Origin of the sequence: Thermosyntropha lipolytica DSM 11003 (assembly GCF_900129805.1) — a bacterium.
GTDB lineage: Bacteria > Bacillota > Syntrophomonadia > Syntrophomonadales > Syntrophomonadaceae > Thermosyntropha > Thermosyntropha lipolytica.
In genome coordinates this window covers 30960-54393 of record NZ_FQWY01000004.1, presented here as the reverse complement: position 1 = coordinate 54393, position 23434 = coordinate 30960, and the positions used below count along the sequence as shown (strand labels likewise).

The 23434-nt window shown below is 39.9% G+C and carries 19 protein-coding genes; 2 read left to right on the top strand and 17 right to left on the bottom strand.

Annotation, left to right across the window (positions count from 1 at the left end):
- Window positions 1-57: 57 nt before the first annotated feature.
- From polX to BUB92_RS01545, 11 genes are all read right to left on the bottom strand, one after another.
- Complete coding sequence (gene polX / locus BUB92_RS01595; RefSeq protein ID WP_073089243.1) at window positions 58-1731, bottom strand: DNA polymerase/3'-5' exonuclease PolX; 1674 nt, start codon at window positions 1729-1731, stop codon at window positions 58-60.
- 4 nt (window positions 1732-1735) lie between these two features.
- Window positions 1736-2014, bottom strand: coding sequence for a cell division protein ZapA (gene zapA, locus BUB92_RS01590; RefSeq protein ID WP_242938972.1), 279 nt, complete (start codon window positions 2012-2014; stop codon window positions 1736-1738).
- 191 nt (window positions 2015-2205) lie between these two features.
- Window positions 2206-2889 carry a phosphate signaling complex protein PhoU gene (gene phoU, locus BUB92_RS01585; RefSeq protein WP_073089239.1) on the bottom strand — a complete coding sequence of 228 codons (684 nt, stop codon included), beginning with the start codon at window positions 2887-2889 and terminating at the stop codon, window positions 2206-2208.
- A gap of 15 nt (window positions 2890-2904) precedes the next feature.
- Complete coding sequence (gene pstB, locus BUB92_RS01580; RefSeq protein ID WP_073089237.1) at window positions 2905-3663, bottom strand: phosphate ABC transporter ATP-binding protein PstB; 759 nt, start codon at window positions 3661-3663, stop codon at window positions 2905-2907.
- Window positions 3664-3674: 11 nt separating this feature from the next.
- Window positions 3675-4511 carry a phosphate ABC transporter permease PstA gene (gene pstA, locus BUB92_RS01575; protein ID WP_073089235.1) on the bottom strand — a complete coding sequence of 279 codons (837 nt, stop codon included), beginning with the start codon at window positions 4509-4511 and terminating at the stop codon, window positions 3675-3677.
- Window positions 4498-5322, bottom strand: a complete 825-nt coding sequence (gene pstC / locus BUB92_RS01570; protein WP_073089315.1) for a phosphate ABC transporter permease subunit PstC — start codon at window positions 5320-5322, stop codon at window positions 4498-4500. The genes pstA and pstC overlap by 14 nt, the downstream gene beginning before the upstream one ends.
- Before the next feature lie 373 nt (window positions 5323-5695).
- A complete protein-coding gene (locus BUB92_RS01565; protein ID WP_073089233.1) occupies window positions 5696-6547 on the bottom strand; it encodes a phosphate ABC transporter substrate-binding protein in 852 nt (283 codons plus the stop codon).
- 164 nt (window positions 6548-6711) lie between these two features.
- Window positions 6712-8631: an AMP-dependent synthetase/ligase gene (locus tag BUB92_RS01560; RefSeq protein ID WP_073089231.1), complete on the bottom strand. Its 1920-nt coding sequence runs from the start codon at window positions 8629-8631 to the stop codon at window positions 6712-6714.
- Window positions 8632-8779: 148 nt separating this feature from the next.
- A complete protein-coding gene (gene pnpS, locus BUB92_RS01555) occupies window positions 8780-10552 on the bottom strand; it encodes a two-component system histidine kinase PnpS (protein ID WP_073089230.1) in 1773 nt (590 codons plus the stop codon).
- Window positions 10545-11252: a response regulator transcription factor gene (locus BUB92_RS01550; RefSeq protein ID WP_073089228.1), complete on the bottom strand. Its 708-nt coding sequence runs from the start codon at window positions 11250-11252 to the stop codon at window positions 10545-10547. Before BUB92_RS01550 ends, pnpS begins: the two co-directional genes overlap by 8 nt.
- Before the next feature lie 424 nt (window positions 11253-11676).
- On the bottom strand, window positions 11677-12300 hold the full coding sequence (locus BUB92_RS01545; RefSeq protein WP_073089226.1) for a transglutaminase-like domain-containing protein: 624 nt from the start codon (window positions 12298-12300) through the stop codon (window positions 11677-11679).
- Window positions 12301-12672: 372 nt separating this feature from the next.
- On the opposite strand from BUB92_RS01545, the gene BUB92_RS01540 reads away from it, so the two are divergent.
- Window positions 12673-13485, top strand: a complete 813-nt coding sequence (locus BUB92_RS01540) for a polysaccharide deacetylase family protein (protein WP_073089224.1) — start codon at window positions 12673-12675, stop codon at window positions 13483-13485.
- Window positions 13486-13554: 69 nt separating this feature from the next.
- Here BUB92_RS01540 and BUB92_RS01535 read toward each other — a convergent pair whose 3' ends face one another.
- The 4 genes from BUB92_RS01535 to BUB92_RS01520 form a co-directional block, all read right to left on the bottom strand.
- The gene (locus BUB92_RS01535) at window positions 13555-15111 is read right to left on the bottom strand and encodes a 5-methylcytosine restriction system specificity protein McrC (protein ID WP_073089223.1); all 1557 of its coding nucleotides are present in this window, start codon (window positions 15109-15111) and stop codon (window positions 13555-13557) included.
- A 64-nt stretch (window positions 15112-15175) separates the two neighbouring features.
- Window positions 15176-16774, bottom strand: a complete 1599-nt coding sequence (locus BUB92_RS01530) for an McrB family protein (RefSeq protein ID WP_073089221.1) — start codon at window positions 16772-16774, stop codon at window positions 15176-15178.
- 141 nt (window positions 16775-16915) lie between these two features.
- The gene (locus tag BUB92_RS01525) at window positions 16916-17344 is read right to left on the bottom strand and encodes a hypothetical protein (RefSeq protein ID WP_073089220.1); all 429 of its coding nucleotides are present in this window, start codon (window positions 17342-17344) and stop codon (window positions 16916-16918) included.
- Window positions 17345-17621: 277 nt separating this feature from the next.
- The gene (locus BUB92_RS01520; RefSeq protein WP_073089218.1) at window positions 17622-18668 is read right to left on the bottom strand and encodes a hypothetical protein; all 1047 of its coding nucleotides are present in this window, start codon (window positions 18666-18668) and stop codon (window positions 17622-17624) included.
- A 716-nt stretch (window positions 18669-19384) separates the two neighbouring features.
- Between BUB92_RS01520 and BUB92_RS01510 the strand changes: the two genes are divergently transcribed.
- Window positions 19385-20380, top strand: coding sequence for an Rpn family recombination-promoting nuclease/putative transposase (locus BUB92_RS01510; protein ID WP_073089215.1), 996 nt, complete (start codon window positions 19385-19387; stop codon window positions 20378-20380).
- Window positions 20381-20421: 41 nt separating this feature from the next.
- Here the strand turns inward: BUB92_RS01510 and BUB92_RS01505 are convergent, their stop codons facing one another.
- Both BUB92_RS01505 and BUB92_RS01500 read right to left on the bottom strand, forming a co-directional pair.
- Window positions 20422-22092, bottom strand: a complete 1671-nt coding sequence (locus tag BUB92_RS01505; RefSeq protein WP_073089313.1) for a nucleoside kinase — start codon at window positions 22090-22092, stop codon at window positions 20422-20424.
- A gap of 62 nt (window positions 22093-22154) precedes the next feature.
- Window positions 22155-23309, bottom strand: coding sequence for an MFS transporter (locus tag BUB92_RS01500; protein ID WP_159432290.1), 1155 nt, complete (start codon window positions 23307-23309; stop codon window positions 22155-22157).
- Window positions 23310-23434: the final 125 nt, after the last annotated feature.

The window sequence follows — 23434 nt, the reverse complement described above, 5'->3', positions numbered from 1 at the left end:
CCTTTGCCATCTTCTACTACTTATTATGGGGTGAGGTGAGAACCCTTTATGCGTTTTTTAGTCCCGGTTCAGAAAAGAAATTAATTTATCAAGTGGCCAGGTATTTATTATATCATCAGGAGTAAGCCATCCCCGACGGGCATTGATAACTCCATAGCGTATAAGATCTAAATCTTCCCGATGGTGAGCATCGCTGCTTACAGCTATTTTTACCCCGTATTCCTTAGCCTTCATCGCTGTTTCCTCGTCAATATCCAGCCTCTCTGGATGGGAGTTTATCTCCAGAGCTACCTTATGGGCGGCTGCTGCCTTTAGTATGCTGTCAATATCCAGTTCATAGCCATTTCTCCGGTTTAAGAGCCTTCCTGTCAGATGACCTATTATATTTACCTTATTGCTCTTTATCGCATTTATAATCCTTCTGGTCTGCTCTTCCTTATCCAGCTTAAAATGAGAATGAATAGAAGCAACTACTATATCCAGATTTTCCAGAATTTCATCACCGTAATCCAGAGAACCATCTTTTAGTATATCAACTTCAATCCCTTTTAAAACCTTAAACCCATTAAGCTTCTGGTTTAGCTCATCAATAACCTTTCCCTGGGCCTTGAGCCTTTCTTCCGAAAGCCCTCCGCTTATGGGAAGCGATTTGGAATGATCAGTTATGGCCAGGTAGTTATAACCTTTTTTCCTTGCCTTACTTACCATCTCTTCAATATCATGCCCGCCATCACTCCAATCCGAATGGACATGCAAATCTCCTTTTATATCCCCAAATTCTACCAGGGGAGGCAGCAGGTTAAGACGGGCTTTTTCAATTTCCCCTCGATTTTCCCGCAATTCCGGTGGAATATACTGTATACCCAGTTGGGCATAGACTTCCTCTTCACGGTTAAGGCCTCTTAAGCTCTTCCTATCTACCCCGGCTAGCAGCACCTGGCGATGAGCTTTGGAACCTGTAGTCCATATCAGACTATGATAATAATCTTCCGGAGGAACGATTATGATTTCAAAATCAATGTCGTAAATTAGCTTTCCCTGTACATTTTCCCGGTTTTTCCTCGCAATCTTCTTTACTTCTTCAAACTTTTCCGCTCTTTTATGTACTGCCTTATAGTCATAAGCAGCTACCAGTATATCTATATCACGCACCAGAGGCTTTCCCCGGCGCAAACTTCCGACGATGGAGGCATTAAGTATTTTTTCATCAGCCAGCAAAAAATCCCTGAATTTTTCAGCCAGAGGCAAAGCTATCCCTAAATTAACCTTGCCGCTGTTCTGCTTAAGCATAGCTATGCCTTTTTTAATATTATCTTCGGTTTTTTCTCCTATACCGGGAATACTTCTTAAACGTCCTTCCTCGGCTGCCTTTAACAGGTCATCAATGCTTGCAATCCCGGTTTTTTCATAGATAAGTTTAACTGTTTTATGTCCTATACCAGGTATGGCCAGCATATCAAGCACACCGGTCGGAACTTCCTGGAGCAGGTTTTCATAATAAGCAAGCTGGCCGGTTAAGAGCATTTCTTCTATTTTTTCCCTTACTGCTTTGCCTACTCCCGGTATCTCCTCCAGCTTACCTTTCTCATAAAGCAGGCGCACATCTTCATCCAGATAATATATAGCCTGGGCAGCATTGCGGTAAGCCTTTATCTTAAAAGGGTTTTCATCTTTTATAAGCAATATGTCAGCTATACGGTTTAAAATATCAGCTACCTGACGATTAGTCATCCTGTTATCCCATCCTGTTTTTTCTTTCTTCTTCCAGAGCTTTTAAAAGCTTATCATAATCATCCTGCAATTTGTTCAGCTCATCGGCCAGATTAAGAGCAGTAAGAACGGCAATTTTGGCAGTAGAAAGATTGGGGTTGCGCTGCTGGATAAGCCTCATGCGCTTGTCGATATAAGCAGCCAGCATTTCTATGTATTCCGGGCTTTCCTCCCCTTTTACCACATAGTTTTCCCCAAAAATCTCTACACTCACCTTGTTGACCGTTTTTTTATCCTTATCCAAAATAGATGCCTCCCCATTCATATAAGCAGTTTATCTCTATTTTATAATAACATTATATCTTTTCCTTCCTCTATTACCAAGGTAAAAGCAGAGATACCTCAGGAAAAAATAAATACTTTCCATTAAAACAAAAAAATCAGCATAAGTATCCCCCTTATGCTGATAACCCATAAAATAAGCCAGTAATCCTCCTATTTATTATCTTCCTTTTTCCGGGCCAGTTCATTAAAATCTACCCGGCGTCCTTCAACAACATAGATCACCATTTCCCCGATATTAGTAGCATGATCTCCTATCCTTTCCAGATGGCCTGCCACCAGCAAAAGCTCCGTAGCCTGAGCAATAGTCCGGGGATCCTGCATCATATAGGAAAGAAGTTCCCGGAATATCTGCTCATATAAAGCATCCATCTGTTCTTCCATAGGAATAAGGCTCATGGCTTTATCCATATTTTCATATATAAACGCATCCAGGGCTATGCTGATCATCTCTTTGCCGATTTCAGCCATGCGCGGAATATCAATCAACCTTTTTATATAAGGCTGTTCATAAAGCTCAATCGTAATACGGGCTATATCTTCAGCATGATCAGCCATTCTCTCCATGTCAATTATCATGCGCAAAATAGTAGCGATAAGCCGCAAATCCTTGGCCATAGGCTGTTTTAAGGCAATCAAACCCAGGGTTTTCTTTTCGATAGCAAATTCCATTTCATCTATAACATCATCATTGGCAATAACTTCCCGGGCCAAAACGACATCTTTTTCCACCAGAGATTTTACCGACTTATATACCTGCTCTTCTAAAAGCCTTCCCATTTTCAGGATTTCTTCTTTTAAACGACCAAGTTCACTGTGCAGGCTGTCATTTACCATCATAACTCCTCCTTTTTAACCAAACCTTCCGGTTATATAATCTTCCGTCCTCTTATCGCGCGGGTTAACAAAAAGCTCCTCGGTGCGGTTATATTCAATAAGCCTGCCGTTTAAGAAAAAACCGGTATAATCAGAAACCCTAGCTGCCTGCTGCATGTTATGCGTAACGATGACAATAGTATAATTGCAGCGAAGTTCAGCAATCAATTCTTCCAGCTTGGCTGTGGAAATAGGGTCTAAAGCGGAAGCTGGCTCATCCATAAGTATAACTTCGGGATTAACAGCCAGAACCCGGGCAATAACCAATCGCTGCTGCTGCCCACCTGATAAACCGGTAGCTGGAGCTTTAAGCCGGTCTTTTACTTCATTCCACAGATTGGCTGCTTTAAGGCTTTTTTCTACAATTTCGTCCAAAACCCTTCTATCCTTTATGCCATGAATGCGGGGGCCGTAGGCGACATTCTCATAGATGGACATGGGAAAAGCTGAAGGTTTTTGAAAAACCATGCCCACCTTTTTGCGCAGGGCTACTACATCCACATCTCTGGCATAAATAGGTTTTTCATCTATATATATCTGGCCTTCTATCCTCACCCCATCAATCAATTCATTAAGCCGGTTTATACTGCGTAAAAAAGTAGATTTTCCGCAGCCTGAAGGCCCAATCAGAGCAGTTACCTTATTGCTTTCTATATCCATGTTAATATCATAGAGAGCCTGAAAAGGGCCGTAGAAAACATTCAAATTATGGCTGCGTATTTTGATACTGTTCATATTTTTCACCTCTATCTGCCTAATGCTGATAATCGCCTCATACCATAATGAGCTGCGTAGTTTATAATCAATATAAGAACAATGATAACAAATGCCGTACCGAATGCCCTTTCTAAAGATATTCCTTCCATAGCCAGTATATACAGATGTACTGCCATGGTACGAGCAGGATCGGTTATACTCATAGGCATTCCCAGAGAGCTTCCTGCCGTAAGAAGAAGAGCAGCTGTTTCGCCTACCGCCCTTCCTATCGATAAGATAATGCCGGTAGCTATGCCGGGAAGGGCTGAAGGCAGAACAATCTTTCTTATTGTCTGCCACTTGCTGGCTCCCAGAGCCAGGCTGTTTTCCCTGTACTCCCGGGGGACAGCCAGAATAGCCTCCTGGGAAGTTCTCGTAATCGTAGGGAGTATCATAATAGCCATAGTCATAGCTCCTGATAGAATCGACCATCCCCAGCCTAAAAAGATCACAAAGAAAACAAAGCCAAAAAGCCCAAATACGATGGAAGGAATGCCAGCTAAGGTCTCAGCTGTCAGATTTACTATATAGGCAAAGCGGCTGTTTTTTCGGGCATATTCTTCTAGATAGACTGCACTGGCTACTCCTACCGGTACGGCAATAAGCAGTGAACCTAAAACCAGATAAAGGGTGCTTACGATGGTAGTCGATATTCCGCCTTCCTTGCCGGCCCGGGAGGGAGGAGTAAAGATGAAATCCAGGCTCAGTACGGAAAAGCCCTTGACCACAATATAACCGATAATAACTGCCAGTATCGCTGTAATAAGAAAAGCAGCCAGCCAGAAAACCAGAGTCATCACCTTTTCTCCATAATTAGCGGTGGGCATTTTTAATACCTGCCTTTGCTGAAATATTGATTATAAGGTTAAGCAGCACGATAAACACAAAAAGGACTGTTCCTGTAGCAAACAAAGCAGCTTGATGATCACCGGCTGCATAACCCATCTCCAGGACTATGTTGCTGGTCATAGTCCTTACGGGAGATAATATGCTGTCGGGAATAATCGTTGCATTTCCGGTTACCATGACCACAGCCATCGTTTCGCCAATGGCCCTGCCCATCCCCAGAACAACAGCAGTAATTATCCCCGAACGCGCGGCCGGCACTATAATCCGCCAGATACTCTGGTAATGGGTAGCCCCCAAAGCCAGGGAATTGATCTTGTACTCTTCGGGTACAGCCCTTATGGCATCCCGCGATATATTTATTATGGTAGGAAGGATCATAATCCCTAAAATAACCGCCCCGGCTAAAATGCTCATGCCGCTTCCTCCCAGGTTATCCCTTATAAAAGGTACAACTACAATAAGCCCAAAAAAGCCATAAACTACTGAAGGTATGCCGGCTAAAAGCTCGATAAAGCTCCCCAGTACATCTCTCACTTTAACGGGGGCTATTTCCGCCATAAAAATTGCGGTAATAAGCCCTAAAGGCACCGCCCATAACAGAGCACCCAGGGTAACCGCCAGAGAACCTACCAGCATAGTTCCAATGCCGAATTTATTTTTAGTAGGATTCCATTCAGTATTAAAAATAAAATCAGTTAAGCCGGTTTTAGCTATTAAGGGAATACCTTTGGCAAAAATAAAAAGAGTTATAAGCAGTATAGCCAGGATAAATAAGCTGGCACTTAACATCAGGACTTTTTCCACCCATAATTCTTTTCCCCTTACCGGAGTCTTCCTCCCATAAAAGCCTCCCGCGGAAAAAACATTACCCCGGGCTTTTTCTTTATTTTGCACTATTGGATAATTAGCCATCTTTTCACCAGCCTGTGCCGTATTCTATCCTCATTTTAATATTCCACTGTAAAGGGATATAAATTACAACTTTAAGTACATGTTTTTTTATTGTAAACACAATGTAAAACCTGCCTTATACCACATCCGGCATAAAACAGGTTTTACAAGCTTTTTCTTATTTTGCCTTAAAGCCCACCTTAAGGGGGGTCTTCTAGCAAGAGGGATTTTGGGTCACAGCAGCTGTCTGTGCCCGTAGATGTTGGCCTGGTTATTTTACAGGCACTGCCCCTTCATCCTGCATAATCTTCTGCCCTTCTTCACTTAACACAAAATCGATGAAAGCTTTGACTACACCTGTCGGTTCTCCTTTGGTAAGGTAGATAAAAGGCCGGGAGATTTTATAACTGCCATTTTTTATATTTTCCTCCTTGGCTTCTACTCCATCTACTTTAACCGCTTTTACCTTATCGTTCAGCGCATGGAGTGAAACAAACCCTATGGCATTCTTATCTCCAGCTACGGCAGAGGCTACAGCACCGGTAGAATTCTGGATAATAACCTTATTGGAAATATCCTGTTTTTCCATAACTATTTCTTCAAAAGCTCCCCGGGTTCCAGAGCCTGCTTCCCGGCATACTACAGTTATAGGGGCATCTTCGCCTCCTACTTCTTTCCAGTTGGTGATATTACCCAGGTAAATATCCCTTATCTGTTCTCTAGTTAAATTGTCGATCTTATTGGCAGGATTTACAATAATAGCAATACCATCATAAGCAATAACCGTCTCTACTAAACCTTGTCCCTTCTCTTCTGCCTTCAATTCCCGGGAACTGGCACCAATATCGGCTGCTCCGCTTACGGCAGCTGTTATTCCCTGGCTGGAACCTCCACCCTGCACATTAATCTGTACACGGGGATTATCCTGCATAAACTTTTCTGCCAGCACTTCACTAAAAGGCTGAACCGAAGTCGACCCGGCAATAGTTATAGTACCGGTAAGGCCTGCTTCATCTCCTGCTTTATCCCCTTCCTCCTTTTTCCCGCATCCTCCTATCAGAAGAGCAGAAACCATAAACATACTTAAGACTACCAAAACCATCCATTTTTTTCTTCCCCGCATTTCTTTACCTCCTAAAAATTTTTAAATTCTCATCTGTAATTAACGATAAATTACTGATGTAAATACTAAGCCTTTCCTTTATAAATTTTGTCTCTCGCAAATGTAAAATATGTGTAAAAAAACCCGTTCTAAGCTTTCAGCCTAAAACGGGGTTTTTCTTTTTTTTAGCTGTACATGGCTTCAATTTCTTTCTGGAAATTCTTTATTATATTGCGGTGTTTAGTCTTCAAAGTAGGAGTAAGCTCTTCCATGCTCTCTAAGAAACGCCGGTTAGAAATGTGATATTTTTTAATCCGTTCATAATCCTCCAGCTCTTTGTTAGCTTCGGCAATATCTTCCTCAATAAGTTTTCTCACCTCTTCGTGGTTTACAAAATCATCCCCTACTTTCACACATATCCTTTCAACCCCTTCTCCTTCATAGACTATCGCTGATTGGTCAAACTCTATGCCTTTAGCTTTAAGGAGGTTCATAATATAGTCGAACTTGGGAACTACAATCGCACTTATGAATTTGCGGTCATCTCCCAAAACGCATATCTGTTCTATATAACGGGCTGTGGCAAACTTGCTTTCCACCTTGGCACGGGCTACATTTTTGCCGGTATCCAGAACTATTATGCTCTTTTTGCGGTCGACAATCTTATAATAGCCGTTGGGAAGCTTTACTGCTATATCCCCGGTTTTGAAAAAGCCATCTTCGGTAAAAGCTTCCGCGGTAGCTTCCGGGTTTTTGTAATAACCTAAAAATACTGTCTTTCCTCTTACCAGCAGTTCGCCATCTTCCGCGATCTTTTCTTCACTGAAATAAAGGGTAGGCCCAACCGAACCCGGCATTACCGCACGCAGGCTGTTAAAATTGATAGCATTCATAGTCTCGGTAAGCCCATAGCCTTCACATATCCTTATGCCCATGGCCATATAAAGCTTGCAAAGTTCAGCCGATAAAGCTGCCGATGCTGAAAATGCTATGCGGAAATTACCGCCCAGAAGCTGCCTTACCTTGCTGAAAACAGCTTGATCAGCCCACCTATACTCTTCTTTTAGATCTTCTGGCAGTCCTTCCAGCAAATCCACATCAAATCCCATATCCACACATCCATGCTCATCCATACGGGCTTCAATAACTTTAAGCCCAATACTTACCGCCCTTTCAAAAGCCGCCTTCCCTTCCGGGGTGCTGCTGGCTGCATCCCTTATGGCCATATATATCCTTTCAAAAATGCGGGGAACGCAACAGAACCAGGTAGGCTTAAAAATCTGCAAATCAGCCATTATAGTTTGCGGTTTTTCCGCATAGGCAATGGTACAGCCGGCATTTATCGATACCATCTGTCCACACTGTCTTTCATAGGAATGCGATAAAGGCAGGAAAGAAAGGTTAATATCATTTTCGTCAATCATATAGCCCGCATGGGCAAAATTGTTATTATCAGCCTGAATAGCCGTCATTATAGTTTGATGGGTATGCACAGCCCCTTTAGGCTGGCCGGTAGTTCCCGAGGTATAGATTATAGTAGCTGGATCCCACACTTTTATATCATGCCATGCCTTTTCATAGGCATAAGGATGTTTATGCAGATACCGCATCCCTATTTCCTTCAAAACACTTAAATGCATAAACTTGTTATCGGGAGGCAGTTTCACATTATCATCCATAACTATTACTTTTTCCAGAAGGGGCATCCCCTCCAGCACCTGGCAGACTTTTTCCAGGGTAGCTTCATCCCTGATAAATAAAAAGCGGGAACCGGAATTATTGACTATAAACTTCATCTCGCCGGGCGAAAGGGTAGGATAAATAGTAACTGTAATCCCTCCACTGCAGAGAATGGCAAAATCTGACCACAGCCACTGGGGACAGTTATAAGACATAATAGCTGCCCGATCGCCTTTTTGCATCCCTAAAGCCAAAAGTCCGCCGGTAAGATCACGCACTATCATGCCTACTTCAGAATAAGTAAGTGAAGAAGTAGTATTAGGCCCGGTCTTGAACCACTGGCACCGCCTTTCGCCATATTTTATGACTGACTCATTAAACATCTGAGGAACTGTACAAACCCGCATATGCTCTCTTTTAACCATATATCTCCCCCCGGTAAAATTTTAAAACTGTAATTACATTTTATCATAATACCAAATGCACAGGAGAGCAGAAACTTCAAAATATTAAAAAAAATTTAAGCTGCCCCAGGCAGCCATCCAGCTAATAATATTTAAGTTACGGGCAAAATCACTCTGGTTTAACAGGTAAAACTACGGTAAAAACCGACCCTTTGCCTGGCTTGCTTTCTACTCTTATCTCTCCTTTATGGTTTTCTACCAGGTGTTTTACAATAGCCAGCCCCAACCCAGTTCCTCCCGTTTTCCGCGATCTAGCCTTATCTACCCGGTAAAATCTTTCAAAAACCCGGGGAATCTCATTTTCCGGTATCCCCTCTCCTTCATCACTCACCTTTAGTAAAACCTTTTCCCCTTCCCTCATAACCTCTACTCCTATCCTGCTTCCCGGTGGACTGTAGTGAACCGCATTTTCTAAAAGATTGAGCATTATACGCATAAGCTGTTCCCTATCAGCCTTGATTACTAAACCTTTTTCCCCTTTAACAGCAATATCATCCTGGCGTTCTGGAAAACGCATTTTAATAATATCTGCCGCTTCCTGAGCTAATTTGTCCACATCTACCTCTACCATATTCGTCGGCATTTTGCCTGCTTCGATGCGGGAAAGCTCCAAAAGCTCATCTATCAGGTTTTTCAAGCGCTGAGCTTCATTATATATAATACGGCTGAACTCCCTTATATTTTCGGGATTATCCCCTTTTTCCTCCATTAAAGTCTCGGCAAAGCCGCTGATGGCTGCCACCGGTGTCTTAAGCTCATGGGAAACATTAGCCACAAAATCGCGTCTTATCCTTTCTAACCTTTTCAACTCGGTTATATCATTCATAACTATCAATATACTGTTTAAAAATCCTCTTTCTTTTTCCATCACCGGTATTACATTAGCTTCAATAATCCTTTCTTCCCGCTCATAGAGGTTTATATCGCGGCGCACCGGGACTAATCTGGCTTTCGCTTCATCAATAGCCCGCAGCAGCTCATAATTAGCTACCACTTCTGCGCTTTTTCTTCCCATATACTCATCATGCAGATTAAAAATCCTCTCCGCTACCGGATTGGCATAGATCAACCTTTTTTCCGCATCCAGCATGATTATCGCATTTACCGTATTATTTAAAACAGCTTCAAAGCGGTTTTTTACTTCCGATATCGCCATAATAGTATTTTCCAGATGGTCGGCCATATCATCAACGGCTCCGGCCAGCATCCCCAGCTCATCAGCTGAACGGTAGTGTACCCGGCGTTTAAGATTTCCCCGGGCAATATCCCGCACAGCTTCGGTTATATCACTTATCGGCCGGGAAAAATTGCGGGCAATAAATATACTGATAATAAAAGCTGCTAGCCCGGTAAAAATAATACTGAAAAACAACACCGAAAAAAGCCTTTTATAAAGGTTTTCTACCTCGGTCAAAGGCTTAGAAAGCCTTATAACCCCTTTTTCCTCGCCAGCTTTAAAAGGTACGGCCACATAGAGCATATTAATGCCGGCTGTCGTACTGAATCTTATCTCTTTCCCCACCTGCCCCTTTAAAGCTTTATAAACCTCTGGCCTTCCCGCATGGGACTCCATGCTATCAGCCTCAAAATGCGAATCAGCCAGCACCTTTCCCTCTCCATCTATAACTGTAACCCTTACCTTCATATCCTGCGCCACCTGCCTGACAACCTGGTCCGCAAACTGAGCCAAACCGCCATCCTGGGGCTTATATAAGCCCAGCATATCACTTACCAGTACAGCTTCATATACCAGGCTGTTTTTTACATCATTAAGGTAATACTCTTTTAAAAAATAGGAAAGAATAAGGCTGCTTATCAAAATGATGGCAGCAATGATGATAAGATAAGTAATAGTAAGCCTGGAACGCACCGAACTAAACATCTTTTTCCACCTCAAACTTATATCCCAGGCCCCTCACCGTCTTAATATACTGCGGATTTTTCGGGTCTTTTTCAATCTTGTCCCTGAGCTTGCTTACATGCACATCTAGAACCCGGGTATTGGCTCCATCAGCATAATCCCACAACACTTCCAAAAGATAATCTCTTTTCAAAACCCTTCCCCGGTTGCGCAGAAAAATCTCCAGAAGTTCATATTCTTTTAAAGTTAAATCCAGCAATTTATCATGGTGGTAAATCTCATACCGTTCAGGCTTAATCGTAAAACTTCCAATTACCAGAGCTTTTTCCTCTCCTGCCGGCAGATCTTCGCGCTCCCCTTTTCTCCTTAAAACCGCCTTTACCCGGGCTATAAGCTCCCGCACGCTGAAAGGCTTGGTTACATAATCATCAGCTCCCAGCTCCAGACCTAAAACCTTGTCAATTTCCTCATCCTTAGCTGTAAGCATGATAATAGGAATATTTATCCCTTCACTTCTCAGCTGCCGGCAAACCTCCAGCCCATCCTTTTCCGGCAGCATCAGATCAAGGATAATAAGGTCAGGTTTTTCCTCTCTGGCCAGATTATAAGCAGTCAGCCCATCATAGGCACTCAAAGTTGTAAAACCTTCTTTATTAAGGTTATAGGTAATAAGCCTTACCAGAGATTCTTCATCATCTACTACCAGTATTTTACCTTTCACATATTTCACCCCAAATCCCAAACTTATCCTTCACTTCTATGTTAGCCGGTAAAAAAGATTAAATAAATACTCCTACTCTATTTTTACCTTAAACTTACAAATTCTTTACATAAAGGGCACAAAGGGACGGTTCTTTTGTGTCGTTTTAAAACTACACAAAAGAAGAACGAAATCGCTGCGCAATAGCATTTAACCCCATTTAAGCAAAAACAAGTGCGGGAAATTTTAGCAGGGAAAGGAAAGTACAGAGAAGAAAGGAGGAAAAAGCTTAAGGATGAGGAAAAGAAACCTCGCGCCAAAACCTCCCCAGGCAGCTGACAATAAAAGCTACCTAAAAAAGGAGGACAAGGCCTCTTATATTATCAATCCCGGATACAGTTGATATAAGCCTGTCTGTAAGTGATAAATATATGCTTATCCCGGCTTACGCCTGCTGTTTTTTTAGATAATCCCCGTAAACCTCGCGACTTTTATCTATAACAAGCTGCCAGGGAATGCTGGAATAAGTCCCCAGGTATTCTATATATTCAATAAGCCTGTTGCCATTTAAATCATAGGGAGGCAATAAAGCATCGTTTACCCCATCGAATTCTACTGCAGGATCTCCAGCTTTCTGACACAGATTTTTGTCAAAAGTAGCATCCGCCTTAACCCATTTACCATTAAGATAAAATTCATTGAATGTATGAGGGGTAAAAATATTTGTTCCCAGCGTTTTAAATACCTCTTCCTGGGCTTTATGATTTTTCATGGTAACCATGACAAACCTGGTAGGTATTTCCGCTGCACGAGCCAACGCACATAATAAAATCGCCTTTTGCAGGCACCAGCCATTAGCTTTTTTCAATATTGTAGAAGCTTGATAAGCATGTCCATCCCTTTCAAAAGCAGCATACATATTATATGCAATGTCATCGCGAACTATATAAAATAGCTTGACAGCTCTTTCCACCGGACTTAATTGCATAATGTTATTATCTTTGATAAAGTTTTGTATTAAGGGATGGTCATAGTTCACGCAGTAATCAGATTGTAAATATTCTTCCATTATTTTCTCCACTTCCTTTCTCAAGGTTTTAAAAATTTAGCCTCTGGCAAATTACTCTCTATCCAGCTTATGCTGTATATCATATATTTAGCCCGGGTATATATGTAAAATCCGCAATAGAATATCTTCAGGTCATACTAAAATTTTAGCAAAAATTAGTAAAATATAAAAGCAATTTTCTAAATATGCTTAAAATTAACACAAATATTCCAGTTTCAACACAAGAGAGTTAAAACCAGAGAGGAGGGAAGATCTTATGACCTTAGCGGAAAGATTGAGGAGAGAAGGATTAGAGGAAGGGATAAGGAGAGGAAAAGCTGGATTATTATGTTAAAATAAATAACAATAACCGCAACCAAAAAGGAGTTTTTTATGTCTGAAAGAGTCCCAGGCAAAATACTTTTAATCACATCAATCTTAATAATGCCAGTTCTTCTATTGCTCTACCTTTTCTCGCTCACCTATCAGGAAAAACTTGCGGAAAAAATATGCTACCAGGATGAGAAAATAACAATAACATCAGCCGGTATAATTGAAAAAAGGGGGCTGCATGCAGTTATCCCCCCCAATCATCGCCTGCTCCCGTATAACCCGGATTACCACGGCTTTATAACAAAAGTAGAATATCCTGTCATCCATTATCCTGCAAACCGAAAAATAGAAAAAAAGATCAATAAAAAACTCCAGCACCTGTTTAAGGCAGATAAAACAACCCTGCAGGAATCCTTCACTTCAGGCCTGGCCTGTCATAACCGTATAACCTTTTATGCAGAAAGGATTGACGAAATACTGGCCATACTTGCCGATGAATCTTACTATACCTGTGGTGCAGCTCATTCTTCTACCGGTTTTAGCATCTATCACTTCCATCTCGCTACCGGAGAAGAAATTCACCCTGAAGAAATGATCATACAGAACGAAGGTTTTAAAAACCTGGTCAACCATATCATAGCCCAGGATCCCTTCTACGGCTTCACTTCCGATGCCGAATGCCATTTCGCAGATGAAATCGGCGGTTTCATGATAAGCCCTGACGGACTTAATATATTTTTTGCCGCCTACACCGGACCGGCTCCGGGCGGCGGCTGGCTGGCCTTCACCATCGATTATGAAAAACTGAAACCTTTCATAAAGCAAGGCACTATACTGGCATACATAGCGGAAAAAAAGAGTAAAGGAAAATAAGCCGGATAACCTTGAACATAATAATAAAATCGGACTTTTTATTGTTCCTGTTTATATACCGTATTTTTTCTATAACTTTTGGCTTATACAACTCCTGGTATTATTTATTTCTTTTTCCATGTGCTCCTTCCACCTGATTACATCTTTCTCCCGGGGAATCATCAGAGGAAACAGGTAAAAAATTTTACCCTCCCCCTCCAGGCAGATATCACCGGGATCTTTTATCTCCTCTTTGCTGTAAGGAAATATGGCTCCACCCCAAACGGCTGATAATAAATACACATAAGTGCTGATCTGGTAATAGTCTTCTCTTATATTTTCAAACAACTTCCGGGAATCTTCAGAATGAAGGTTCACAACAAAATTCTCCCATCCTTTTCTATACTTAGCATCCAGCACATAACGCTTCTTTTCTTTTTTATCTTCCAAAACATAATCCGGCCTTAAGCAAATCTCCCTTAAGCCTTCTTTTCCCTTTATATTCAGCTTGATTTCATACTGTGTCGCAAAATATAAGGTCTCGTTTTTAATATCATTCAAAACAGCTTTTTCTAAAAACAGCTCCCATAATTTGCTTATATCTACTATAATGCCGAATACATCTGCGGAATTGCCATCAAAAAAGGATAATCCCCTGTTTCGCAATATCCGCAAACATATCCTCCGCAAAGGTTCGTAATTGTAGTAATAAGGATGAGTTATCCTTTTGGAACATTTGTTGAGCAGGGATCTTATATTCTGATTCTGGTAATCAAAGGCTACCTCTTTAATTGCCGTTATGGCTTCATAAGCTTTGGACTCCCTTTCTATAAACCTGTCTGTATCTGTTTTAAATCTTCTCTTTAAAACATCATAGGCATGCAGAATTAAATGCATAATTTCATTATTGTGCGTCAATTCTCTCTTATTGTAGGCAATATTGCCTATAAAAGGTATATTATACTTTATATGCCGGTTGACATCCAGCACCCCTTTAAATTTGGCATCATTATAGGCAAACTGCCGGTATTTTTTAAAAAGCCCATTTCTGTATGCTTTCTCCAGATAATACTTGAAAGCCAGAATCAAAAGCCAATCCCATAAATAATCATCCTCACTGGCCTGAGGATTGAGTTTTTCATATACCGGAACCCGGTACAAATAACCCCTCAATATCATGTATCTCAGGAAATACTGGCTGTCATTATATCTGTCAAATCGGGAGCCTATCTCAACTGTAACATCATATTCCTCTTTTTCATCCTCATCTTCATATTTTATGAGCCCTCTTAAAACACCTATATATCCTTTGGTGTAAACCTTTCCCTCATCTACTTTTATACTCATAACTGGAGAATTAATTTTTTCGCCATATGAAATTGAATCCTCTTCTATTTCTTCCTCTTCCCGTTCACTAGCAGCATCATTTTTATCTTTGCCATCAATAATTATCAATCCGCCAGTTTTAGATTCCTGATTCAATTTTTCTATAAACCGGCATAGTAAATAAAAATACCTGCCTTCTTTTTCCAGGTTATATTTATATTTTTCTCTAATTACAATAAGTTTTCCGTTTTCTTCGATATTTTCCAAACCCTCATAATCCTGGTGGCTGTAATCTGAAAACCTGAATACTATCTTTTTCATCTCGCTTCCCCACGCATTCTTTATATCATATCATTTTTTAAACATTGTTATTAGAACTCATGCTTCATTCACCCTGGCCTTCAGCAGCTTTACTACCTGGCTCAGAATTCTTTCCGGAATTACTCTTTTCATAGGCTTCTCGCAAATTTTTTATAAAATCTTCTACCTCGCCAGCATCATAACCCCGTACATATTCCCTTAACAGGGGTTCAATCCGATAACGCCAGATTTTTTCTTTGATCTGTTGTATGCTTTCGTTATCAACCTTTTCAGGCAGCTTAGTAAGCTTAAAATATGCCGGCCCTACATGGTATCTGGCATCCAGTCCGAACTTGCTTCCCCTCTCATCTATTGCCTGGTTCAAGTTTTTAGCACTTTCACTTAATTCCTTAGTTAATTTATTTATATTTAATAATTTATATAATTTATTTTTTAATTTATTTTTTAATTCTTCTTCATCATTTTGGCTTGCTGTTTGCTCATTCCCACCAGAGGATGTTTCTGTTGAGTTACCATTTGATTTATATTTCTTATCCTCTAACAGTTTATCTAACAGTTCATTCATCATTTCCCCAATCAAATGCTCCATAACATCATTGGCCTTTATTTCATACCAGAAAAACCTTCTCCGCAAGGCAAAGTCAAAAGTTTCCACACTTCTGTCTATATCATTCATGGTACCTATAATATAAACATTTTCTGGTATATAAAAACCGTATTTAAAAACATGTTCCTTTTTTTCCATTTTCATCAGGTTACTGTACTGGGTCTTTATTCTGTACTTTTTTCCCCGGTATTCCAGACAGTACATCAATTCACCGAACACTTTCGATAAATCAGCTCTGTTTATCTCATCTATGATGAGAAAATATTTCTTTCCACTTTTTTCCTCTTTAGCTGCCTTTCGGCATATCTCCATAAACAAGCCATCTTTTCTTTCAAAGCCTATGCTGTCTCCCTTTTCTTCCGGCCTTAACCCTTCTACAAAATCGGTATAGTCATAGGAGGGATGAAACTGGATAAAAAACCAATACTCCCCTATATTTTTTTCATCAACCCCGTTTTCTTTCTTTATAATCTCCTGGCATATCTCTATCGCCATATATGTTTTCCCTACCCCGGGAGCCCCGGTCAGAACTATCTGCTTGTTTTCTTCTAAAATTTGTTTTATTTCATTTTTTATTTTAGAGAATTTTTCTTCAGATGACATGTCATTTTCATCTCCTTGTTCAGTTGTATCTTCAGGATTAACATCCTCTTCATTATCCTGGCTTTTCGCTTTCTTTTCCGCAACCACTTTGAAATCAGCGGGATTAAGACCCATAATACGTAACAATTTATTAATCTCTTTAATAAAAGCCGGTATCCCATATTTTAAACCAATCTCCAATTTATCGCCATTTTTTAATTTAATAACTCCAACTCTCTCTCTTTTACTACCATAATATGTGAATGCTTCCTCTTTGATTTTCTCCTTATGTTCGGATAATCCATAAGTTTTATCTAAATATTGCAAAAAACTTTTAACTGCATGTGCCGCCTTTTTTCCCTCCGCAGCAGGATCAGGCTGGTCTTTAAAATATATCTTTAAATTTTCCGTATCAGTTAAATTCTTTATCGTTTCATCATCAGCATTTAAAAATAACTCCACTCTTTCGGCCATGATATTAAACCCCTTTATTTCAGTAAATATTTGATACATTTTTGAACTCATAAAATTAAATATAAGCAGAGTGCCAAAACTTATCTTGACACTCTGTTTATTATAATTCTGATAAAACTGAATTACACTATTTATTTTTTCTTAGTTTTCATCTTCTTCAACAATATCCCTTAAATCACCTCTATCTCTCTTTTCCGCAACCACTTTGAAATCAGCGGGATCAAGACCCATAATACCTAAAACTTTATTAATCTCTTTAATAAAACCCGGTATCCCATATTTTAAACCAATCTCCAATTTATCGCCATTTTTTAATTCAATAACTGCAACTACATTTTTCTCAGGACCATAATTTGTGAATGCTTTTTCTTTGATTTTCTCCTTATGTTCGGCTAATCCATAAGTTTCATCTAAATATTGCAAAAAACTTTTAACTGCATGTGTTACCTTTTTTCCCTCCGCAACAGGATCAGGCTGGTCTTTAAAATATATCTTAAAATTTTCCGTGTAAGCTAAATTTTTTATCGTTTCATCATCAGCATTTAAAAATAACTCCACTCTTTCGGCCATGGTATTTCAACCTCCTCTAATTAATTAAAAACAGTCAAACACAAAACAGAAACTACAGCCAATCAAAAACTCACCATTTTAAAAACATTTAATATCCTTCAGGTTTTTTAAAATCATCTTAATCCCTGTAACTAATCTTCCCTTCTCTCACATATCACCCCCATTTTAAAATATTTTTATCCCCACCCGCCGCAAATCCTTCCCTTTCCATATAAAAATTTCTCAGTTTATCCAGAGGCAGGAATTTTCCTGCCTCAAATGCTTTCCTCTTCCTCTCCTAGTCCTCTTCCTCATCATCTCCCAGATCAATCTCAATTTCAAAATCGTTTAGCTCGTTGTCTTCTTCATAAATTAAAATTTCATCATCCCCGTCATCATCTTCATCCAGCTCTATTTCGATATAAAACTCATAATCCTCATCCCCATCTTCCTCAAAATCTATTTCATAAACATCATCTTCTTCATCCTCTATTTCAAATTCTATTTCAATGTAAAATTCTTCCTCTTCATCCTCATCATAATAATCTCCCACCTCATATTCACCATCCTCAATATCTGTGTAAAAATAATCCTCGTCAAAATGATTGAGCAAAAATTCCAGTTCCTCCGATTCATCATCAAATTCCAGACTGTTAATATAACTGTTAACATATTCCACTGCTGCACGGTTTACTTTCTTTATATCGAATAGTCGAGAATCCGCTATAGCTTTTTTCCTGCTATTGAGCACAATAACCAGATCATCGCCGTATTCCCTGGCCAGAATGTTATTAATCAAATTGCCGATATACCGGTAATCAGCGATAAGTTCCAGATCAAAATTGATAAAATCCATCATTATTTCATTAATACTACTGACACCCTGGAAATTTTTATGATAAACCAGATCCACCACTTCATGGAAGCTGCTTTTTACATGATTTACAAAAAACCATTCTCTGGATCCTATTTTCAATACCTCTTCTTTTTCACCTTTCTTATTTATCCCGGAAAAATGTTTTCTGTACATGGTTTCCCAGGCTATAATGCTGTTTTCCCGGTTAAGAAACAGAAAAACAGTCCAGTCGATGCAAATTTCAATAACCTTCAAAACTGCATAAGCCCTTTCTTTCGGTAGGACCTTTTTTATAATCTCAAATTCTGCTGGCTCGGCATTGAATATTGGATGTACCCTTTCTGCCAGCCAGCACTTCATATATACATACGGATCAGCAGCATCACTGGATTTTATAAAATGGACTTTCTGAAGATAATCGCTATAACTAAAAGGATAATTATCACAAATTGCAACCCATTTTAGTTCATTTCTTATTTTTTGAATCATTTTTTTCAAACCTCCTTAACTTATTAATCAAAATTTCCATTAACTTCATCGTCATGTTTGCCGATTTTAACATTCCCTTTTCATATTCTTCACCTCCACGCCATGACATTCTTTAAAAGTTTTTTCATTTTATATATTTTTTCAAGCTATTTTTACAGACATCCGTCTGGTTTTTTCCAGCATCACCCCTTTTCCGCCACAGTATCATAAAATCACCAATATATAGGCAATTATTTCTGAAGTATCCCACAATAAATTGAGAAGTATATTTACTGCTTCATCCCAGCCTGTCCAAGCGGTAAATTTAATCTTTAAAATCTTTTTTTCATTAATATAATTTTTCAAGCTATTTTCGCAGACATCCGCCTGGTTTTTTCCAGCATCACCTGCTTTCCGCCACAGCATTATAAAATTATCAACGTATAGGTAAATATTTCTTAAGTATCCCTTATTACTTATTAAATAGAGAAGTATATCGACTGTTAACCTGACATGTTTAATGTGCATAAGCAAAAAAAATAATGGTGCCCAATCTCAACGCACCATTACTGGCAGGTTCATTCCTCAATGCTTATTAACCGGATAAAATTCCGATCCCTGGGGGGAACAAAAGTAAAAGCCCTGCTCTCTTTTAAAATTTACTTTTTATGGTACAATAAAGGAAGAAAATGCTCATTAAAGCAAGCTTAATTAACTGAAGAAAGGAATTCTTCCTGATGTCAGAAATCAGAAATATCGATGATAAATATTTCAAAGAAGTAATAGAAAACCCTAAAATAGCAGCAAGCCTTATGGAAATCATACTGCCGGAAGAAATAAGAGAAATAATAGATTTAGAGAGCTTAAAACTGGAAAAAGACAGCTTCATAAGCGGGGAGCTTAAAGAAGCTTATTCTGACCTTCTTTTCCAAACCGGGCTAAAAGGAGAAGAAGAAATATACATCTACCTCTTGATAGAACATAAAAGCTATCCGGACAGGTATACCATTTTGCAGCTCTTAAAATACATGGTAAACATATGGGAAAGAGATCTTCGCAAGGAGAATAAAAAAGAGCTAACCCCGATAATCCCCATTGTATTCTATCATGGAGAAAGGAAATGGGAGATAATTAAAAGCATAGCTGACATAACAAAGGGGATAAAAGAATATCCGAAACTAAAAGAATACCTGCCTGTATTTAGATATATACTTTATGAACCAGAAGATTTAAAAGAGATAGAAGGGATAGAAAACCCGGGGTTAAAAACCTTTCTTTTAAGCCTTTTTCTCGCCAGAGAATTAAAAAATCCAGAATCACTTATAAAGATGGTGCTCCGGTATTTAGACAGCCTGCCGGAGGATTATGAATATTTATTCAAAGCAACGATCATATTTGTATTTCATAAAGTAGATATAGAGCCGGAGAGGCTAATAGAATACATAAGAGAGTTAAAACCAGAGAGGAGGGAAGATCTTATGACCTTAGCGGAAAGATTGAGAAGAGAAGGATTAGAGGAAGGGATAAGGAGAGGGATGGAGGAAGGGATAAGGAGAGGGATAAAAGAAGGTATAGAAGAAGGTATAAAAAAAGGAAAAAAAGAAGGAAAAGAAGAAGGAAGAGAAGAAACAGCATTGAAGGCTTTGCAAAAAGGGCTGGATATAGAAACAATAGCTGAGATCACCGGGCTTTCGATAGAGAGGATAGAGGAGTTAAAGAAAAGGCTTAATTAGAAAAACAACGCAAAAAGCCGGCTTTATGCCGGCACTATCAACTAAGCCTTATATGGGCTGCCCCCTATAAATTCGCGCAAAATGGAGTTAAACGGTACCCCGTCAGGAGCTACAGGGGTAAAGTGCGATAAAAACCTTAAAAGCCTTCTTGCTTCGTGATACTCAGGACAGTCCGGGGTTATTTCCCTAAGCAGAGGTTCGGCAAAAGGCCGCAAAACAGAAAATTCATAAACCAGTGAAGTATTAAACATCACATCAGCACTTTCCTGGAAAGGAAAGATATTTTTTTCTTCCCCCCTCCTGACTGATGGCCATATCCTTATCGTATCCCGGGCTGAATATCCCCGGGTGCGGCTGTCCCTTACCATCCGCCTTATAAGGCGGGAATCGGTTGTTGGTATGCGGTTGGTATTATCCAGATTAAGCTGGGTTAAAGCACTCACATAAATCTTAAACTTCTGCTTTTGCGGTATGCGGAAAGTAAGCTTATCATTGAGGGCATGTATCCCTTCAATGATGATAACTTCCCCCGGGGGAACTTTAACGTTTTTCCCTCGGGGCTCGGCGCGTCCGGTAATAAAATTAAATATAGGGACTTCTACTTCTTCTCCCTTTATCAGCCTGGTTAAATGCTCATTAAAAAGGTCAAGCTTTAAAGCTTCTAAGGCTTCAAAATCATATTCACCTTTCTCATCCCGCGGCGTATTTTCCCGGTCAACAAAATAATCATCCAGGGATATCGTAACCGGTCTTCTGCCACTGGCTCTAAGCTGGATATAAAGCCTCTGGGCAAAAGTCGTCTTGCCGGACGAAGAAGGCCCGGATATCAAAACCAGCCTGACATCTTTATTTTTGCATATTTCCTCGGCAATCAAAGCTACCTTTTTCTCATGCAGGGCTTCATTTATCCTTATAATCTCATCTATCCTTCCTTCCGCAATCAGCTTATTCAAAGCTGCTGCATGAGGAGTTTCCAGCATTTCCGCCCATCTTTTCGATTCTTTGAAGATATAAGCCAGTTTTTTCTGCTCAATATAAGGCTTAATCCGGTCTGGTGCATCCATCTCAGGAGTCTGCAGTATAAGCCCGCCTTCATAAGGAAGAAGTTTAAAAAGATTTACCATGCCTGTTCGAGGAAGCATAAAGCCAAAGAAATAATCAAAAAAACCTCCCAGCTCATATACCCATACTTCATCATGCTCGACAAAATCGAGCATATCAGCCTTATCCGGCTGGTTTTGTTTGGCAAAAATCTCTGCTGCTTTCATACGGGGCATTATAAGCCGGTTAATAGGCAGATCAGCCTCTACTATCTCCTGCATCCGCGTTTCTAAAAGCGCAACTTCTTCAGCACCCAACTCCTCATCAACAGTTTCACATAAAAGCCCGTTGGAAAGGGAATGCCTTACTACCATTCTCTTTTCAGGAAATAAATCATTAAAAGCCTTAAGCATCAAAAAAACTGCCGTTCGCCGGTAAACCCTGAGCCCGTATTCACAGGTAAGATCTAAAAGTTCTACCCAGTCATCCTCTTGCAGAACATAATCTAATCCCTGAGCTTCATAATTGACAATAGCAGCCGTTACCAGATAAGGAAGTCTATCTTTAAGGCGTGCGGTTAAATCTAAAATAGTCGTACCTGCCGGCACCGTATATTCTCCTATATCCTTTATCCAGAGCTTTATATCCCTTTTCTGTTCCGTATTCTGCATAACCTTAACTTCCTCCTCTCCTGATGTAAAAAACATTTTGATTATTAACACCTGGTTTTTCTTTATTCCACTCCACTTTTTCCCTTTATATTAATACCAGATAAAACGATCTGTACTATTATCAAAACCAAACTGCCTATCCAAAACGGCTGGTATCCTGCCTGATTGGCCATACCGCCTGCAATAGGCCCAAGTACACCTCCCAGTGAAAAAACAGCATAAAAAATGCCGAAAGCTGTTCCCCTAAAGTATTCTTCTGTCTGATCAACTACCAGGGAATTCATAGCCGGAAAGATAAGCCCGTAGCCAAAACCGTATAGGACCATCATAAAAGCAAACTGTTCTAAAGTCCTGCCTAAAGGAAGCATACTAAAAGCTATTGTAATCAAAATCATACCAATACTTATAGGCAGATACCTTCCTACCCTGTCTGACCAGCCGCTTATCGGCAAAATAAAGACTATTATAGCTACAATAGAAAAAATACTGAAAAGTATACCGGTATGTTTGCTGGTAAAACCCAAAGCCTCAAGGGTTATTGGAAAAGCATAGGCCAGCAAACCCATAGCAAACATCAAACCAAATGAACTGAGGTAAGCTATCTGCAGCTGATGGTTTTTTATAAGGCTAAGTAGTATCTTTCGGGTAAAAACCTCGCGGCCTTTTTTATCTATCTGGTAAGTTTCCGGCAGTAAAAACCATGCTAAAACCGAAGTAATCATAAGCAGTAATCCTAAACTGATAAAAACGGCACTGTAACCATAAACATCTTTTCCTATTCCTCCCAGCATAGGACCCAATAAAGCAGCCAGCCCTACTGCTGCTCCTGAATATCCCATCGCTCTGCCGGTAGAACCTGTTTTAGCCCTGTCTCCCAGGTAGGCAAAGGCAGCCGGTACCAGTATAGCCCCTCCTAATCCATGGAAAATTCTTAATCCCAGAAGTTGATAGGGAAAGTTAACCCATCCATAGAGAAAAACTGCCATACCTGCCAGCAACATACCGAAGGTAATAGCTTTTTTGCGTCCATACCTGTCAATTATAAAACCAGCCCCTAAATTCCCTGCCATATTAAAAAACGAATAAGCTCCCATTATTAAGCCCACCATGATAGAAGAAGCTCCCAGGCTGTAGGCAAAAGGTGAAAGTATCGGCAGCTGGGCCATTGTATCTATAAAGCTTACTACAACAACAAAATAAATAAACCACGCCAGCATCAGCATTTCTCCTTATCTATGTATTAGCCAAAATACCTTTAACTATATTTTATATTCAAACACCATACCAAATGTAAAGCAAATCTGCGCACAGGCAAATAACGCAAAAAAGCCTGCAGTAAAAG